This is a genomic window from Bradyrhizobium elkanii USDA 76 (genome assembly GCF_023278185.1).
GTDB classification, from domain to species: Bacteria; Pseudomonadota; Alphaproteobacteria; order Rhizobiales; family Xanthobacteraceae; genus Bradyrhizobium; species Bradyrhizobium elkanii.
The window spans coordinates 7,300,516-7,317,418 of record NZ_CP066356.1 but is presented as its reverse complement, the minus strand read 5'-3'; the positions used below and the strand labels follow the sequence as shown (position 1 = coordinate 7,317,418).

13 protein-coding genes and 2 pseudogenes are annotated in these 16,903 nt (G+C 60.1%); 8 read left to right on the top strand and 7 right to left on the bottom strand.

The annotated features are described in order from the left end of the window. Window positions 1-44 precede the first annotated feature (44 nt). From JEY66_RS34760 to JEY66_RS34750, 3 genes are all read left to right on the top strand, one after another. Window positions 45-305 carry a DUF2937 family protein gene (locus tag JEY66_RS34760; protein ID WP_018270066.1) on the top strand — a complete coding sequence of 87 codons (261 nt, stop codon included), beginning with the start codon at window positions 45-47 and terminating at the stop codon, window positions 303-305. A 310-nt stretch (window positions 306-615) separates the two neighbouring features. Beyond that, the gene (locus JEY66_RS34755) at window positions 616-921 is read left to right on the top strand and encodes a hypothetical protein (protein ID WP_018270067.1); all 306 of its coding nucleotides are present in this window, start codon (window positions 616-618) and stop codon (window positions 919-921) included. Then, window positions 918-1,256, top strand: a complete 339-nt coding sequence (locus JEY66_RS34750) for a hypothetical protein (protein ID WP_018270068.1) — start codon at window positions 918-920, stop codon at window positions 1,254-1,256. The genes JEY66_RS34755 and JEY66_RS34750 overlap by 4 nt, the downstream gene beginning before the upstream one ends. Here JEY66_RS34750 and JEY66_RS34745 read toward each other — a convergent pair. The 3 genes from JEY66_RS34745 to JEY66_RS34735 form a co-directional block, all read right to left on the bottom strand. Beyond that, complete coding sequence (locus JEY66_RS34745) at window positions 1,253-1,732, bottom strand: hypothetical protein (protein ID WP_141382011.1); 480 nt, start codon at window positions 1,730-1,732, stop codon at window positions 1,253-1,255. The two genes, JEY66_RS34750 and JEY66_RS34745, sit on opposite strands and share 4 nt — an antisense overlap. A gap of 1,863 nt (window positions 1,733-3,595) precedes the next feature. Continuing rightward, entirely contained in the window at window positions 3,596-5,440 is a 1,845-nt protein-coding gene (locus tag JEY66_RS34740; RefSeq protein WP_157183422.1) for a pentapeptide repeat-containing protein, read from the bottom strand. A 418-nt stretch (window positions 5,441-5,858) separates the two neighbouring features. Continuing rightward, entirely contained in the window at window positions 5,859-7,121 is a 1,263-nt protein-coding gene (locus tag JEY66_RS34735) for an endonuclease/exonuclease/phosphatase family protein (RefSeq protein ID WP_026192354.1), read from the bottom strand. Between the two features lie 1,107 nt (window positions 7,122-8,228). Here JEY66_RS34735 and JEY66_RS34730 point away from each other — a divergent pair. Together JEY66_RS34730 and JEY66_RS34725 are read left to right on the top strand one after the other, a co-directional pair. Further along, on the top strand, window positions 8,229-10,322 hold the full coding sequence (locus JEY66_RS34730) for a DNA/RNA non-specific endonuclease (RefSeq protein ID WP_018270074.1): 2,094 nt from the start codon (window positions 8,229-8,231) through the stop codon (window positions 10,320-10,322). Window positions 10,323-10,324: 2 nt separating this feature from the next. After that, window positions 10,325-11,011: a hypothetical protein gene (locus tag JEY66_RS34725; RefSeq protein WP_141382013.1), complete on the top strand. Its 687-nt coding sequence runs from the start codon at window positions 10,325-10,327 to the stop codon at window positions 11,009-11,011. A gap of 28 nt (window positions 11,012-11,039) precedes the next feature. Here JEY66_RS34725 and JEY66_RS34720 read toward each other — a convergent pair whose 3' ends face one another. Then, window positions 11,040-11,522, bottom strand: coding sequence for a hypothetical protein (locus JEY66_RS34720; RefSeq protein WP_170198521.1), 483 nt, complete (start codon window positions 11,520-11,522; stop codon window positions 11,040-11,042). On the opposite strand from JEY66_RS34720, the pseudogene JEY66_RS34715 reads away from it, so the two are divergent. Continuing rightward, window positions 11,448-11,735 (top strand): annotated as a pseudogene (locus tag JEY66_RS34715) (transposase); the annotation flags it as partial. The gene JEY66_RS34720 and the pseudogene JEY66_RS34715 sit on opposite strands and share 75 nt — an antisense overlap. 353 nt (window positions 11,736-12,088) lie before the next feature. On the opposite strand, the gene JEY66_RS34710 reads toward JEY66_RS34715, so the two are convergent. Continuing rightward, window positions 12,089-13,282, bottom strand: a complete 1,194-nt coding sequence (locus tag JEY66_RS34710) for an IS91 family transposase (protein WP_018268884.1) — start codon at window positions 13,280-13,282, stop codon at window positions 12,089-12,091. A gap of 9 nt (window positions 13,283-13,291) precedes the next feature. Beyond that, window positions 13,292-14,152 carry a tyrosine-type recombinase/integrase gene (locus JEY66_RS34705; RefSeq protein ID WP_026191853.1) on the bottom strand — a complete coding sequence of 287 codons (861 nt, stop codon included), beginning with the start codon at window positions 14,150-14,152 and terminating at the stop codon, window positions 13,292-13,294. Between the two features lie 106 nt (window positions 14,153-14,258). Here JEY66_RS34705 and JEY66_RS34700 point away from each other — a divergent pair. After that, a pseudogene (locus JEY66_RS34700) lies at window positions 14,259-15,065 on the top strand (IS5 family transposase); the annotation flags it as partial. Then, on the top strand, window positions 15,065-15,409 hold the full coding sequence (locus JEY66_RS34695; protein WP_018268887.1) for a hypothetical protein: 345 nt from the start codon (window positions 15,065-15,067) through the stop codon (window positions 15,407-15,409). The pseudogene JEY66_RS34700 and the gene JEY66_RS34695, both read left to right, overlap by 1 nt. On the opposite strand, the gene JEY66_RS34690 is transcribed toward JEY66_RS34695, so the two are convergent. Further along, the gene (locus JEY66_RS34690) at window positions 15,383-16,771 is read right to left on the bottom strand and encodes a hypothetical protein (protein WP_018270078.1); all 1,389 of its coding nucleotides are present in this window, start codon (window positions 16,769-16,771) and stop codon (window positions 15,383-15,385) included. The genes JEY66_RS34695 and JEY66_RS34690 overlap by 27 nt on opposite strands. Window positions 16,772-16,903 lie beyond the last annotated feature (132 nt).

The following is a 16,903-nucleotide window of genomic DNA, read 5'->3' as shown; positions in this document are numbered from 1 at the left end:
TCGTCCTGCTGGAAGGTCTTGGGTCACGGCCCGTCCTCGCATTAATGGCGCGCAACCCCGAACGGCTCGTGCGGGATCAAGGCGCCGAAATGTCAAAGACCATGGCCCGTCTCGCCAATCTGCGCCGACAGCAGGTTTCGCTTCAAACGCCGGACGCCTTTGGCCGTTTGTTCGCCTTTGTCGCCGAATGCGATGGCGAGGTTGCCTCCCGGACGTGGCAAGAATTCCGTTTTGCGCTGTCCGTCTCCCCGGATACGGTCGTTCTGGCGATCGTGGGTTTTGCGATCGCTATGCGCTGCTCCTAATCGCCTCGAACAGACCAGGGCGCTTCGCGACGACATAGAAGCATTCGACGGTCGTGTTCCCACCCACACGCGCATTCGATTGTTTGCGGGACTGCCGACATGTACATGCGCTCGCGCCCGCTATCGATCCCGTTTCTTGGATTGCAGCCCCGCAAAGGTCGCTCTTCGAGATCAGGCGTCGTCTCAAGTTGGCAGCCGGGTCGGTGCGGCCCGCGGGTTCCGCAACTCGCCAGGCCTCGGTAGTGGGTCAGTTTGATTGTGGCGAGGTTCCCCACTGGTATGTTGACTGTCAACGTCGCATATTGCGGAAATGACCAAGGCGCTCGGCATCAAAGAACAGAAGATCATGGACTATCTCCATGAGCATGTTTTTGACCCGATTTTAGTGTCCCCGACCGCCTCCAATAGCCTTAAGCAGGGCATTAGGCTGACCATTATCCGTATGACGGAGCGGGATGCCGTTGGCATGGTCGACTATTTCTGGGCAGCCCTGAAAGGTACGCCAAGAAGCGTAGGATTCGCCGCCAAGATGAAGAAGGAAGGATTTGAGCGCTTCGAGGAGAAGTTAGAGGAATTTCGGGATCGCTTCGGCAACGATTTTTTGAGGCGGCCATGACCCCCAAGCGCCCCAGAGACCCCAACCAACTCGCCAAGCGGATCCTTGATATCGCGACAGGCGAGACGCCTGACCGCGATCCTACGCCAGAGGAAGAGGGTAAGGACCCGGCTGCGGTCGCGCTAGGGAAGAAGGGCGGTAAGGCGCGGGCGGACTCTATGACCCCGGAGCAGCGGGCGGAAATTGCTCGGAAGTACGCCATCGGCAAGGGCCACTCGGTTAGTGTCCTGTGGCGCGGCGGGGAAGTGGATAGCATCTTTGGTTTTGCCAGCGAGCATGAAGCACTGGAATGGATCAGGGATAAATCGCAGGGCTGGCTGCTAGAACAGGTCTAACCCCAAGCTTCGCTCTCAATGAGAACCAATAGGTTTTGGCGAAACCGGGTGAGATTTTGGAGCGCGTTATTGTGCGTTTTGTTTATTGCTCCGAAGAATTGTCCCGCCATCATTCCGGTTCTGTCTAGGAAACGTTCTCTCGCCGCTATACCCATGTGATTGCCGATCCAATCGGCGCATGAGTTCACCCAGGCGTCCACTTCATCGATGTACCGATCGAATTCGCTTTCTGGAATGTCCTTCGGCAATTTGCGGTCAATAATGGGGCCGACCGAAACATAGAAACCTTGGAGAGCTTGTTGCTTGAGGCTCTTTGATGTCCTGAACCATCGGCGGACATAGGCGAGCGCAAACCAGACCGTCAGCGGCGCCAGCGCCCACGCGTATGATAGATCGCGAAGCCAATCTATCGGCACGGCGAAGGCCTTCGCGAGAGTGTAGATAAGCGAAAGAGGGGCCGCGACCCAGCCGACCACGGCAAAGCCGTCGTTTCCAAGGTCGGAAAGGAATGACCGGAATCTCTTCCACATACCGCGAATGTAGGCGGTGGTTCCGTTCCGGGCGAGTCATAGCTAAGCGCTTCCCGAATTAACCAAGAGATTTCTTTCGGGGTCAGTTTCAAACTGACCACTACCCAGGCGTCCTGCTGGCGCCGTGAAAGTTCCGCCGTTCCTACGGGTGGGCGGCGATTCGACCTTTTCTAGAAAAAAACTCCAACGGCTTTACCGGTCGAGCCTTCATCGATCGATTGATCTCATGAAGGCAGGTGCAGGGCCATGCCTTCCGGTAAGCCGCCGGCCGCCGGACCAGTTGTAGCGTGCCTCAACGGGGCGACCTGCGAATGCGAAAGGAACAATATGAATACGACAGCAGCGAAGCGTGTCCCGATCGGGACCAGAGCGCGCACCGGGGAAATCTGCCCCGAAAGCGGAGTCTGGAAGGTCGAGAGCACGCCCAGCACGACGGCCCCGATCGCTAAGAGCAACCGCATGCCTCCCTACGACGGCAAGGCGGTGACCTGGGTCCTTTCCCAATACGCATGACCGGGCGCCCGCTACGGCGGGCGTTCACCCTTTCCTCTCTCAGCGGTACCGTTTCGAAATTTACCTACGGGTCGAAGCGGCTGACGTGCCAGAAAACGTCCCCGCGAGAAGCACGACGCTTTGCGTCAGACAGAACTCGCGCTCGCTTCGCGGCAAAACCAGTCAAAGAACCTACTGACGCGACATCGTCGCCGTGCCGACGCGGTGCCCGCTTATGCTCGCAAGCCATCTTGAAGGCCAGCAAAATCAAACACCGCGGAGGTCGGCGCGCGCCGGCGTCGCCCACTAGGTAGCGGGCGTGGCTACTGGACGAGGAAGGAGGGCTCGATCGACGCCTTCGTAACGACGCCGGCCGGGCAGATATCCATGGTGGTCAAGCGGCCTACATGACCCGCAGCCGCAAGGCGGCCGCCCAAATTTGTCCAATACATCGCGGTGCACGAGGTCGGCCGTGTCAGATCAGTTGCGGCGATGGCGTCAACTCCGTTCGCGTCCGTGTGATGTCTTCGGTGACATAGGGGAGGACCGGCCTGCTGTGGAAGCCGTTTTTTCGTCGAAATTCAAAGTCAGCGCTCGCGAGCCATGGGTTGCATTGAGCAGGGTCGACAATGCGCTTGCACGGCAAGCGGTTGAGGATGTCGGGTTCGGACGGGTGATCGAACCAGGTCCAGGAAGAGATCGCAGGGCGTCTGGGACATCGACCTGTACACTTTCCCCGTTTCCAGGGTGCTCGCGAGATCTGGCCACAGACGGGCGCCGCTGACGCGGATGAGTGCATGCTATGGTTGTGGGGATGCCGGCGCGAGCCGTTTTGGGGCGGGGGCTGGAGCAGGCGCCGCCGGTGGAGGGGAGGGCCGGGACGAAGGGCAGCCGTTTGCGGCCTCGGACCCCGGCTCCGGATCGCCCGCACCGGAGGGGCACTTCCGCCGGCGTGGGGCCGGTCGGCGCCGTCGGCGGCATCGGTCCGCCGCTCCAAATTTGCAGAGGCGGCGCGGCCCACCGACACCGGCGCCGCTGCGTCCGCGCCCTTGCTCCGCCCAAGTCTCGACGAATCGACGTGCTCGAAGGACCTGCTTGGCCCACGACCTTCGGCCCGCGGATGGCCCACATGACCTCGCCGGCTTCCTTGAGCAGGCGGCTCGCACAGACTTTGTAGGATAGCCCGATCTTGTGTACCGAGCACTCTTGGCGCGCTCGGCAGGCTGATCGCCAGAAATGCGTAGCAGCCCTTGGCCGCCTGAAAATCCGACGACATTGTGCCGCCAGCAGGAGCGACGCCTCCACAAGAAGGCGGCTCTACGGAAGTAGCTTCTTCATCAAATCGCTGAGGAGCGGACTAGCCTGGGTCAGCGCATAGGCGAAGCTTGCTAGCAGCAGCTTGGCGATGATCGATTCGATTACAGTGATTGAGCGAAACAGGACATTGGTGCTGTTGCTGTAACCATACTTCAGCTCCCAGGCTGTTCTAACGCTGAACATAAGGGCCGTACTCGCACGAGCAACGCTTCGCGACACAGGCCCTTTTCCGCCTGCTGGGTTCGGTAACTGGGTCCAATAGATTCCGGAAAAGACCAAGACGGTGACAACAAACCAGAACAGGACTCGAAGAGGGCGCAGGCCGTAACCCCAGAACCAGCGCGAGGCGACGCTCGTTATTTTTGCGAATGGCTCGTCCTCTGACCCTTGGCCGATTTCCTCTGAAACGCGAAGTTTGTATTCGGCATAGTTTTTGAGCTCGACATTCTGAGCAAGATCAAAGGCCCGCACCAATTGCCGCCAGACCCGACGATCGTCTCTCGTCCGGCGATCGTTGGCGTACAAGCGCGGCGTGTCTTCCCTCCAGACTGCCCACCAAGGTGGTCTGACGAGGAACTGTTTCGCATCAATGTAGAGCCCCCTATTCAAGGTAATGTCTTCGATGTTGATCTCGGAATTACCCTCATCGCCGGATTCGTCCGCGTTGGGCCCCATACCCGGCAACTTCACGTCTTCGAAGTGCAGGTCCCCATCGAATGAAACTGTCCGAAATTTGAGGCTGGAGCGAACTTCACAGCTTTGGAAATCGACGGAATTTTTGAACGCCGTGCGGATGAATATCAGCTTGTCAAATGCTGCGCGCCGGAAGACGGCTTCGCCGTCTACGATCATTGAGCCTCCAAAATTATTGAATTCAAGCTCTCTGATCGATCTGGCGTCGTCAAATCCGAGCCGCCCCGAAAAGGCGACGCCGTAAAATTGAAGTCGCTTTCCCGATGCGCCGCGGAAGTCGGCGCCTGCGCGGAAAGTGCTTCGAAGAAATCGAAGGCCGGTAAAGTGGGCAGTTCGGAAGTTGGCGAAGCCCCCGAACTCCGTGCCATAGAACGGGCCAGAGGCGGGACCCACCACGCCAGTTGACGCCAACGTGGCGCCACTGAAGCTGACGCCGCTGACGAACTGCACGTTTCTGAAGTCCATGCGGTTCATGAACATGGTGTTGATGAAGCTTGCTTGACGACTGAAAACGGCTTCTCGAAAATCCGCGTTTCCTTCAAATGTCGACTTGCGTCGGATCATTCGAGTAAATTCCAGGTTCCCAACGAACTTTGCGCGCCAGAAGCTGGTGTTCGACTTGAACTCGGAACCAAGGATCGCGGCGCCGGTTTTGAATTCGGCGCCGACAGCCGACACATTTGCTTGGAAGGTGGCGGAGCGGATATCGATGCCGCTTTCAAAAGTCGATCGGCTAAGATCCATCGGGCAGGCAACCCCGAGAGAGTCGAGCTGAAAGCGATCGTTTACGATGCTTTCCTTGATGAGCAATGGAATCGAAAGCCAACGTTCCGGTCCGCCTGTTGTATCGTCGGTTTTTGTGTTGTCCGTATCCTCTTCATCTGGATCTTGGGCGGTCGGTTTGGAGGGCGACGTCTTGAAGTCGAGCTTCACATCGCCCCGAATGACGCCTTTTTCGATACGCAAGCCTGCGTTTGGTAGGCATTTGCTATCGGACGTTATCCACGTTCTGAGAACTGCAACTATGTCCTCACCGTCGATCTCACGGCCAATGATCGTTTCGCCCTTCTCGACGGCGTTCTTCAGTTCAGCTCGCGTGATCGATTTGGAGGCGGGTAGAGGGTCCGGCTCGGCGGCGAGTGTCGCGTTCACTTGCGAAAGACCGAGCGTCAACGCAAGGACGAATAGAGGCGCTGTAATCCGCAGTTCTTTGCAGTTGATCTCGACGCGACGACGTAACCTTAGTCCGCACATCCGAGTGGTGCCCCCTTAATCGCAGCAGAACTGTCAAGTAGATCGACGCTCGGTCCTATTCTTCGGCAATAGTGTACGAGGTCCCGTGATTGTCGAAACACCTCCACGCCTGACTGTCCTTGAACACGATTGCATCCGATCCGGTAGCTCGTGTTTCTCGCGTCTCGTTCGCTCGTGATCATTACGTGCAAGTCTTTGAAGCTGTCGGAGACAGGATGAAGGACGTTAGATAATGAAAGAAGAAGCCATCTTAAATAATCCGTCGACAGAGTATCGGGTAGATGCGCCTGCCAGCGAGGCTTCACCCAATGCAAAGCTAAAACCGCAGGGTGGCCTTCAGCGGACAGTGGTCCGAGATCGCCAGCAGCGGGTCCGGGTGGTTTTGGCTCGCTGGTCGCGTCCCACCCAATCGACCGATCGCCACCTTGGTGGCGGGGGCAGCAGCAGTCAGGCTGGTGCTGATAAGCATCTGGTCCAAGCCAATCGGATTGCGGCAACCCAGGCTGTCTGCGCGCCTCAGCGGCTTCAATGCGTCCTGGTCGAATAGTTCACGCTTCGATCGCTCGCAGATTTGTTTCGCAACAGCATTCACCGGACATTCGGGCTCGAGATGAGTAAGTGCGCTATCCGCCGGTGCCCCATCATTCACTTCGCCGTATAGGCTGCGCACGAGAACGCCCGCCGGTAGGGGCGAGACAGGGTCGCTGCCATCGGAGCGGATCGCAGATGGCATGATCTTGTTCTTCTCGTGAGAGAGGTGGCGATTGAAATCTCCCATGACGATGACCGAAATGCCGGAGGATCGCGCCTCGAGCCACGCTTCGAGAGGACTTATCTGTTGCTGCAAGATCGGGCATGCGTTGCCCCCGCCATCGAGCTTGCCGCGCTCTTCGAGCGGGCTGACACATGACGATTTGAGGTGCACGGTCAGGATCCTCAATGGCTTCCCATCTATCTGCAATGTCATCGACAATCCTGGTCGAATCTGATCGGTCGGACCGAGCAGCGGTAGCGATAGCGGCTTGTCGACCATGCAATCGGATGAAGTGCCCAGGGCCCGCTTCCAGGCGATCGCAAGCCGCTGGACCTTGAAGCCGTCGAACGAACAGATTTCGAAATCGGCGCCGTTGTTCGGCAGCACCTCTCTGACGGCAGTCTCGCCGCTCACTTCCTGAAAGGCCAGGATATCGGCATCCAAATTCGCCCCAATGAAGTCTCTGATCTGTTGCGCGCGCTTTTGATAGGCAACTTCGGTGACCGGGACTATCTTATGAAAATCGGTCTGAAACACATCGCAAGGTGGCTTTTGTGCGATGTCCCACTTTATCTTGGCATCGCGTCCCCATTTGAGCTCCCAACCAGGCTTGGTTGCTCCCGTTGTCGAAGGCTCGAAAAGACCGCTCGACTGGTTAAAGGCGAACGGCTGCCCGCAGTCCCTGATCCATGCCTGGGCTTCTGCCTGGCTTAGATGCCATCCGAGATTCCACGTCGCGACGGTGAGGTCTCGAGCGTGTGCACCATCTGTGAGTCCTACGAGTAAAGCTGCTGCTACAAAAATCGCTCTTTTGAGTATCATCATCTGCCCCATAATCGCTGCGGCGGGACGAATTACTTATGAACTGTGCTCTGACACAAGGCACACCTTCGTCGTTCTGTAGGTGGCTATTGTGCATTCATGCGCATCTACTAGGAAAAGCGGACTCCTCTAGCGTATTCGCGATTATCATGCACGATTAAGACGCTCGCGCAATACGTGCATTGAGTCTGTAGCGCGCGCTCATTTGTCGCCGCTCCAAGGCAGCATTGCCACCCGTATCCGAAAACCTGGTGCCGACCGGGTTGAAGCTTCTGGTCGTTTGGCTGCGCGAGCGGCCAATCGGTATCGCCATCCAGCCACCGCTAAAATCGACATTCTTTGGTTGGAGTCGATTCAGCCGGTCGTCCGTGGCTCCCGGTTCGAGCGGAAGCGCAAGCCGAAGCCGCGCCACGCGAAGGCCTCCTGAATCTTTACGTCACCAAATCAGCACCCCGGGGACTCCAAGACGTCAGCGATCCGCTTGTTTACCTTGTCGAAGATAGCCTGGTATTGCGCCCAGATCGCATCGCCGTCCGGGCGCTGCTTCGCGTATCTTGCACGACGAGAAGTGCCCGGTTTAGTTTCGTCCGGAACGGACCGAATCCCGCGGACTATTTGATCCCGAAGTGTCCTAGCGCCCAACGTCCAGTCGTGAGCTGCTAATGTGGGAACGCGATCGAGTTAGGCTCGCTTCGGCAGCAGTTCGGCTGTCCGGTCCGCGCCCGAATTCTCGCTTCTTTCAGCGAGTAGCGTACGGTTCGGACGGTGTCGAAAGAATAAGGCCCGCGTTCGCCTCTTCGATTTGTCAACCGAGCTTGACCGTGCACGCGATCTATGTACGATCGGCAATCAAAGATTGCAGATGAATTTTCGATCGGAATTTGTTGCTGAATAGGTATTGTCGCGGCACCCGGAGAGGGCGGCGCTTTCATGGCATCGCGAGCATTCGAGCGAATCGGCGGCTTGTTTCCCGCGCGATCTCTGATGGACCGCCGTATGCAGCATGCTGGGATTTGTGACCTTGGCGTGACGTCGGGACGTTCGGACATGTGGAGCGCGGCCGCGTCCCGATGTCCGCTCCACGTGCTTTCGAGGGGGATGGGCTGACTTATGGAAATAGATCAGGCGCGCTTCCGCAATGTCGTCGAGCAGACGCGCGAAGATCGCGATCGCGTGCGCAAGCTCGTAGAAGGCAAGCAGTGGCGCCAAGCCGAGCCGGACCGGACGCGCATGGCGATGTTCAGCTTGCGGACCGCACGACAAACCATGCCGCGAGGCGCTGAGGCTGTGCAGGGGCCCGACGACATGCAGGCTTCGTGGTTTCTGCCGGGTGGCGCGACGGCACGGCGGGCGATCGCATTCGTCGAAGCGACGGGCGGAGGCAAGTGGACGGCAGGCTCCGGCTTTCTGATAAGCCCGACGCTCTTCATGACGAACCAGCACGTGGTCCAGGACGAAGCGGCTGCGCTTTCGGCCCAAATCACTTTCGACCGGGAAATGGGAGAAGACGGTTCGATGCGGCCCACCACCGCCTTCCGTTTGGCGCCCGACCGTTTCGCCCTGTTCTCGCAACAGGAAGAATTGGACTACGCTCTCGTCGCGCTCGGGCAGAGAGTGGCCGGCGACGGCGATGCGCGCGATTTCCGATATTGTGTCCTGTCCGATCGGCCCGACAAGCATGCGATCGGCATGAACATGAATATCGTGCAGCATCCGAATGGTCTGCCGAAGATGATCGCCATTCGGAACAATATTTTGCAGTATCGAACCGATCGTACGCTTCTGTACGAGACGGACACGGATCACGGTTCGTCAGGCGCGGCGGTCTTCAACGATGCCTGGGAGCTCGTCGCGCTTCATCATTTCGGAGAGCCGTTCCTCGAACGTAAGGACGAGAACGGCAATCCCATTCCGACGAACGTTAATGAGGGGGTGCGGATCAGCGCCATCTATCGACATCTCTCGGAAAGGCTCGCGAGCCTCGACGGGGAGCGTCGCGACCTGCTGCGGGCCGCGCTCGATCTGTCGAAGACGGCTCTCGTGCAGACGGGCGGAAAGCGACTCTCGCCGCCCCATCCTTCTTCGGATGCACAAGAGAGTCTGGTGATCGGGGAGGAGGGCGTGATGGCCAGCGAAGCCGGTGGAAACGAGATCAAGGTGACTATTCCGATCGAGGTGAGCGTTCGGGTGGGGGGAAACTATGTCGCTGCCGCTCCAGTAGCGCCCGCGCCGCAGAAGACGCTCACGCGCGCGGCGGAGAAGATATCGGTCGACCAGGACTATTCCAACCGTGACGGCTACGACCCGCGGTTCGTGCACGGCGTGACGTTTCCGCTGCCCACGCCGGTCGGCAAGCTTTCGAAGCAGGTCGCTCCCCTGCGGGCTGGCGAACGGGACGCCGAGGCCGGTGAACTGAAGTACGAACACTTCAGCATCAAGATGAACAAGGCCAAGAAGATGGCTCTCTTCACGGCCACGAACATCGACGGCAAGAGTTTCCTGAACGTGGATCGCTCTACCGGCGAGGTTACCGATGGCGCCGAGGGAGAGACCTGGTACGGCGACCCCCGCATCAGCGCGAGTTTCTTCATCGACCAGACCTTCTATTCGGGGTGGTCCAATCTTTTCGACAGGGGCCATTTGACCCGCCGCATGGACCCGGACTGGGGAAGCAAGGAGCAGGCCGAACGCGCGAATGCCGACACCTATCATTTCACCAACTGCACCCCGCAGCACTTCCGCTTCAACGAGAGCACCAAATTCTGGCAGGGCGCCGAGCAATATGTCCTGGAAAACGGAGCCATTTCGGAAGAGACCGCGAACCGCATCTGCGTCTTCCAGGGACCGATTTTCGACGACAAGGTCGATCTTTGGGCTGACGACATCCAGATTCCATCCTCGTTCTTCAAGGTGATCGCCTGGAAGGGCAAGAACGGCGTGAAATCTGTTGGGCTCGTCGTCGATCAGCGTCAGTTGCTGTCCGAGCAGCGCAAGGGAGGAATTCCGCCGAAGCCGCCGGCTTTCGTCGACGTCTCGCAATGGCGGGTCGCCATCACCGAGATCGAACGCCGGACCGGCCTGGATTTCGGCGACCAAGTTAGGTCGGCCGATACGTTCGAGACCAAGGATCAGCCCGTCATAGGCGAGGCGCGGCCGGCGGTTCCTGTGAAATCCGCGTCGGATCTTCTGCCTCGGAACCTATGACGATGGCGACGCCTGACGCAGGTCTTGGAATACTGCTGACGTTAGTGCCGGCTGCCGCGCTTGGATTCTCGCTCTACCAGTATCGTATCAACAGCTTGAGCTCCGAACGCCAACGCATGCGCGAGCGCGCGATCAAGGCCGCGGACGAAATGGCCATCCTGCGCAGCGATGGCGACGTCTCGCTTGCATTAAAGCTGCTTGACTATGGAGATGTCTCAATTGAGGTGGTCGACAGGAGTTCCGGTAGCAAGACCCAGGTCAACGTGAACCGGCAGCAATTCGCGCAGGCTCTCGACTATCACGGCAAGCGCGAGAAAGCATCGGGTACGCAATCAACGGAAGACAAATTCGGGCCGTTCGAGATCAGAATTCGGGATATCGTCGATGCGCTCCTCGTCTATCTGGAACGCGTCGACGCGCTGATCGCCGCGGGCGTGATCGACAAAGCCGAATTTGGCGATCTGTTTTCCTATTGGCTCAAGCTGATGGCCGAGCAACCGCTTCCACAGGATTCCAAGCTCGATCATTTCGACGACGTGAGCCGCGCTGCGCTGTGGAACTACATACGCAAGTATGAATTCATCGGCGTCGTACGGCTGTTTCGCCGGTATGACCGTGCGGCGGTCATGAACGCGGCGTCCGAGGACGCGTTCAAGCCCAGGGCGGCGGCAGCTCTCCTCAAGCCCTGAGATCCTCCCGAGCCAAGCCCGGTCATGGTCATTGGTCGCTTTTCGGCGGCTTCTGCGATGCCTTCGCCACCAGATAGGTGGCATGGCTGAGACCGAGCAAGGCGGTGAAGGAATCGCTCACGTCCGGCATCGCCGGAAACAGCGGATTGCCGGTGTTCAGTGCCGACACGACCGACGCGGCGGGAATGTTCCGGACGCGCGCGAACAGCAGCCCGGCATAGGCGACGACCAAGATTGCCGTAATGATCAGATTTTGCACCCTGGAGATATCGATCTCGTTCGCGTTCCCGGCTTCTTCGCCCGTGAAAAAATCCATCACGGTGGCGTAGGCCGGCGAAGGATTCTTGACGAGCGGACTAGCAGGCTGTTGAAAAAGGTGCTCGCCGCCGACCAGCGACCGTGATTCATTGGCTCCGACGAGATTCGGAGATGGGGCGTGCGCGGCGGCGACAATCGAATGGGCGAGCTGTTCAGCTACGTCGATCTGGAGGCGCGGGTGCGGCGTGACCATCCGCTGCGAGCGATCCGGACGATCGTGAACGAGGCGCTGTCGACGCTGGAGCGCGAGTTTGCCGCGCTCTATTCGCCGATTGGGCGGCCGTCGATCCCGCCGGAGAAGCTGCTGCGGGCGATGCTGTTGCAAGCGTTTTATTCGATCCGCTCGGAGCGGCTTTTGATGGAGCGGCTGGAATACGACCTGCTGTTCCGCTGGTTCGTCGGAATACTGGAGGCTTCAAATAGGTCCCGCGTCGCAGATCTCGCCGCAAGTCCAGCGCGGGACCTATTTGAAGCTGGATTGAACGAAGCCGCGTCTTGTGAGCGCGGACCTATGGGGGCTCGATCTAGGCGCCGGTAGGCGCGATTGATCCGGTGTCGGGCCCGCGAGCGAGGGTGGCCGCAGATTGTCGCGGATGTTGGCAGCAAAGGATGCCGCCGTCGATAGCGTCGAACGGCGCGTCAAGCCCAGGCGGCTGACTATCGCCCGTTCGCCGGGCGTTGTGAGCATGCTTGATCGTTCCGACGGAGAACGTCGGCAGGACAGCGCGTGCAGTGGGAACGAACGATCGAGGTCGTCGGTCATGATGTATCGCAGCGAGGTGCTGCGCGTCGCTGAGTTGGCGCACGCGGCACAGGCCCAATCTCGACCATGCGGCCTCCGCAGATGGGGCACAAGTCGAGGCGGTGACCAAGGAGGATGGCGCAGCGCTCACGATAGTCGACAGCTTCGGCAGGCGGAGGTGGCTGCGGCGCCTGAAGCGCCGCTCGGATGCGCGCAAGTTTGGCGGCGCGACAGGCGTTCGCCAGGAAGCCAAAATGACGGATGCGGCGGAACCCCTTCGGCAATATGTGGAGCAGAAAGCGACGAATGAACTCCTCAGTGTCGAGCGTCATCACTTTGGATTTGTTGCCGGCGCGATAATCCTTCCACCGAAAGCGGACGTGGCCCTGCTCACAGGTAAGGAGCCGGCCGTTGGCGATCGCAACGCGATGGGTGTAGCGCCCGAGATAGGCCAGAACCTGTTCTGGTCCGCCGAAGGGACGCTTGGCGTAGACGACCCACTCGATCTTGCGGAGGGCGTTCAGATGGCGGCTGAATGCTGCCGGTTCGACGAGGTGCGCGAGGTGGCCGAAGAACTGGAGCTTGGCGCTATCGAACGCCGCCTGCAGGTGCTCCAGGAATAGCCGACGATACAGTCGTGACAGGACGCGAACGGGAAGGAAGAAGCCGGGGCGACAATGAACCCAGCTTCCATCAGGGGCGATCCCGCCGCCCGGCACGAGGCAATGGGCGTGCGGATGATGCGTCAGGGTCTGGCCCCAGGTATGGAGAATGGCGATCATCCCGGTCTCGGCACCGAGATGCTTCGGGTCGGCGCTGATGAGACGGATCGTCTCGGCTGCTGCCTTGAGCAGGATGTCGTAGACCACCGCCTTGTTCTGCAGCGCGATGGCGGCCACCGGCGCCGGCACGGTGAAGACGACATGGAAATAGGGGACCGGCAGCAGGTCGGCCTGGCGCTCGGCGAGCCATTGGGCGCGCGCGAGCGCTTGGCACTTTGGACAGTGCCGATCGCGACAGCTGTTATAGGCGACGCGGACCAGGCCGCAGTCGTCGCACCGCTCGACGTGGCCGCCGAGCGTCGCTGTGCGACACGCCTCGATGGCCGCCATCACACGGCGCTGATCGGAGGACAGCCGAGGACCTTGCGCGGCACGGAACGCAGCGCCGTGGCGACGGAGGATGTCCGCCACCTCGAGCACGGGGCGCATATGCGCAGCTCAGTCGGGTGGGATCACCCTGACGGAGAGTCCATCGAATGGGCTGGTCGTGCGGGCGAGCAGATTGGTCGCAACCTGAGCGTACCGCGCGGTCGATCCCAGGTTGGCATGTCCGAGCAGAACTTGAATGATGCGAATGTCGATCCCGCTTTCCAGGAGATGGGTCGCAAACGAGTGCCGGAGCGTATGGACAGTAATCGGCTTGGCAAGCCGAGCGCGGCGGCGGGCGGCGCGGCAGGCCGCCTGGACGCAGCGGACGCTGACATGTTCACTTGGGTCTTGGCCTGGAAATAGCCACAGCCCCGGTCGGGCTCGCATCCAGTACGTACGCAGAATCTCCAGCAGTCGCGGAGAAAGCATCGCGTAACGATCCCTGCCGCCCTTGCCGTTCTCGATGTGGATCAACATTCGCTTGCTGTCGATCGAGCTCACCTTCAGGCGGACGACTTCACTAACCCGTAAGCCAGCCGCATAAGCCGCCGCCAGCACGACGCGATTGCGCACCCCTGTAACCGCGTCCAGGAAGCGTTCGATCTCTTCGGCACTAAGCACGAGCGGGAGCTTGTCGGGCTTCTGGCCACCGATGATCCGCTCGAATGCCTCCGTCTGCCCGAGTGTGACGCCGTAGAAGAACCGCAGCGCGCAGGCCACCTGATTGATGTGGGACCACGAACGCTTTTGGCCGATGAGATGCAGTTGGTAGGCGCGGACCTGCTCGAAACTCAACCGGTCCGGAGCGTAGCCGAAATGGCGGCTAAACTTTGCGATCGCATAGATATAGGATTGTTGAGTCGACGGCGACAGATTGCGGACTGTCATGTCCTCGATCATGCGCTGCCGAAGAGGGCTTATCGTAGCCATCTGGATCTCCTGTCTTGAGAGGGGTGGTGCGAAGACCAACATCCTCTCAGACAGGACACCTCAGTTCAGCAGGCTTGCCCCCACTCCCGCGTAGCGGGTTCGTTCAATTGGCGTCGACGACGCAGCCTGGGACCATTCGGTGTTCTCGAAGAATCGCGACCGGTTGCTGGAAGGCGACATCGCGGCCAAGTTCCTGGCGGCGGTGCTGGCGCAGCCCAAGGTGAAGAAGCTGCTGTCGAGCGATCACTTCTCGGTCGATGGCACGCTGATCGAGGCCTGGGCCTCGATGAAGAGTGTGAAGCCGAAGGATGGCTCTGGCGAGCCGCCGGCGCCAGGCGGCGGGCGCAATGCCGAAGCGGACTTCCATGGCCAGAAACGCTCAAACGACACCCATGCTTCGACCACCGATCCGGATGCCAGGCTCTACCGCAAGGGCAAAGGCAAGGAGACGAAGCTGTGCTTCATCGGGCATGGGCTGATGGAGAACCGCCACGGCCTGCTGGTCGACGCCTGCCTGACGCGGGCCGACGGGCATGCCGAACGGGTGGCCGCGCTGCACATGATCGAACCGCGTGCCGACCGGCCGACAGCGATCACGCTTGGCGCCGACAAAGCCTACGACGCCGAAGACTTCGTCAACGAGCTGCGCTCGATGAACGTGACGCCGCATGTTGCGCAGAACACCAGCGGCCGCAGCTCTGCGATCGACGGGCGAACGACCCGGCACGGCGGCTATGCCGTCAGCCAGCGCATCCGCAAGCGCATCGAGGAGGCATTCGGCTGGATCAAGACGGTCGCCGGGCAAGAGAAGACCCGCTTCCGTGGCCGTGAACGCGTCGGATGGGCCTTTACCTTCGCTGCCGCCGCCTACAATCTGGTGCGGCTGCCCAAGCTGATCGCGGAGGCCGGCTGATGGCCAAGGTGCCCGGCTTCGCCAAGGCCTTTGCTGGCCGCTGGCGCATCGTCGAAATGGACAACTGGGACGGCGACTTCCTCGACCTCGTCGACGAGGCGCATCTCACCTTCAAGGGCAAGTCCGACGGTGAAATTGCCTTCGGTGCGCTAAACGGCTTCCTCGATGTCCGCTACGGCGCGCGAGACGGTTCGGCCTGCGCGGAGTTCTCATGGGAAGGGCACGATGAGAATGACCCCGCCTGCGGTCGCGGATGGGCTATGATCGGCACGGCGGGCAGGCTCGTCGGTCACTTCTACATACACAATGGCGACGATTCAGCCTTCGTTTGCGAACGCGGCTGAGTTCTTCAACAGCCTGCTAGGTGCGATCATGCCACCAGTGAAGCGTTGGACGTCTCCTTCCCGGCGCAAGCCGCCCTCGGCGAGGCTCAATTGAGTGTCGCCTTCCTTGGCCTTCAATATCAGCTTCGACGCCATCGGCGAAACGAAGGAGATGCCGAGGGCAAGAAACAGCGTCTGGTTCATGGCGGGAAAAAGATCCTTGTCGCCCACGCCAAGAAAAGCCACGTTGAACAGCGAGAGGATGCCGTAGCCGCCGAGGATCGTGAGCGTCCATACGCTGACCTGCGCACGAGCGAGCGACATCCTGTTCTGTGCATTGATCCACAAACCCAGGACGTGGTTCTTCAATCCGAGACCCGCGGCCATCACCAGCAGCGTGATCGCAAGCATCATGCCGGCCATTTGCAGACCGAGCGATAGCTCTCCGGTGGAATTCGCCATGCCACGGAGATGGCTCCCGAATATTGAGGAGAGGATCCATTCGACTGTTCCACCAGCCGAATCCGCGGCGAGCAGCGCAAGCCGCCATGCGACCGCGCATTCCTTCTCCAGTGGCGGGATCGGCGCTCCGGCCGCCGGCGGCGCAGTAGGGGTGCATTTATTCGTCCGGATATCTTGAGACCATCCGTCGAACTTCTGACATGCGGCGGCGTTGGCCGCATTGGCTTCGCATATTTTCGATTTCTTGAGGTCCGCCGCAAACTTCTCACTGCCCGTCGTAATTTGCCCGCGCAGCAGGGCATGAGCCTCGGCCGCGGATCGTCCGGTCCACATCACCGTTCCCCCCACGTAGGTGAACAGCAGGATGGCCAGATAGAGCACGAGGAAGGGGGCACCAAGCAGGTTGGGCTTGCGTAGGACCGGCGCGCGGCCGTTGCCCGTCACGTCGGAGATGAAGCGCACTTCGCCCGCAGCAGGCTCGGTCGTCCGTTCGTACAGTCCGAACTTGCGCCCGCCGCCGTCTTTGCGCTGCGAGAAGATTGGCGCTTGCGGCGTATTGTCGATGATCCTGCGTTGCCATTCGGAAAAGCCGCCGGGCGGTAAAACCGGGCGTCCGGCCGCGTTCAACTCCAACAGCATGACGATGCCTGGAAGATCGCGGCCATTGTACTGGCCGTTGCTACCGGCCTCGGCCGCCGTCCGCATTCGATCGAATGCCTCACGGTCCGCCGACACGATTGACGGAACGAACCGTGATGGGAAAGCCGCGGCGCGCTCGTCAATGGGCGTGCGGTCCGCGATCCGTGCCACTGCGGCCTGCAGGCGCGTCAGCATCGGCGCTCCGTCTTCGGCCACGAGATCCCCGGTCTCCGCCCAATCGATCGCGAGGATTTCTGGACTGAGAGGCATGTCGACCCCCATGCAAAATTCGCATCGGCATTGCGCCGACGCAGATCATCAATTCTGCCGCCACCAGGGGCGAGGAATGAAAAAAGAACGCAGTTGTTGACTTGCAACGAAGATTACTGGAAGTTGATATCTCTTAAACTAGTC

Coding starts and splice junctions, on each gene's coding strand:
- JEY66_RS34760 (WP_018270066.1), top strand. CDS start 45: ATGGCGCGCAACCCCGAACGGCTCGTGCGGGATCAAGGCGCCGAAATG.
- JEY66_RS34755 (WP_018270067.1), top strand. CDS start 616: ATGACCAAGGCGCTCGGCATCAAAGAACAGAAGATCATGGACTATCTC.
- JEY66_RS34750 (WP_018270068.1), top strand. CDS start 918: ATGACCCCCAAGCGCCCCAGAGACCCCAACCAACTCGCCAAGCGGATC.
- JEY66_RS34735 (WP_026192354.1), bottom strand. CDS start 7,121: ATGATGATACTCAAAAGAGCGATTTTTGTAGCAGCAGCTTTACTCGTA.
- JEY66_RS34730 (WP_018270074.1), top strand. CDS start 8,229: ATGGAAATAGATCAGGCGCGCTTCCGCAATGTCGTCGAGCAGACGCGC.
- JEY66_RS34725 (WP_141382013.1), top strand. CDS start 10,325: ATGGCGACGCCTGACGCAGGTCTTGGAATACTGCTGACGTTAGTGCCG.
- JEY66_RS34720 (WP_170198521.1), bottom strand. CDS start 11,522: ATGGTCACGCCGCACCCGCGCCTCCAGATCGACGTAGCTGAACAGCTC.
- JEY66_RS34710 (WP_018268884.1), bottom strand. CDS start 13,282: ATGCGCCCCGTGCTCGAGGTGGCGGACATCCTCCGTCGCCACGGCGCT.
- JEY66_RS34705 (WP_026191853.1), bottom strand. CDS start 14,152: ATGGCTACGATAAGCCCTCTTCGGCAGCGCATGATCGAGGACATGACA.
- JEY66_RS34695 (WP_018268887.1), top strand. CDS start 15,065: ATGGCCAAGGTGCCCGGCTTCGCCAAGGCCTTTGCTGGCCGCTGGCGC.
- JEY66_RS34690 (WP_018270078.1), bottom strand. CDS start 16,771: ATGGGGGTCGACATGCCTCTCAGTCCAGAAATCCTCGCGATCGATTGG.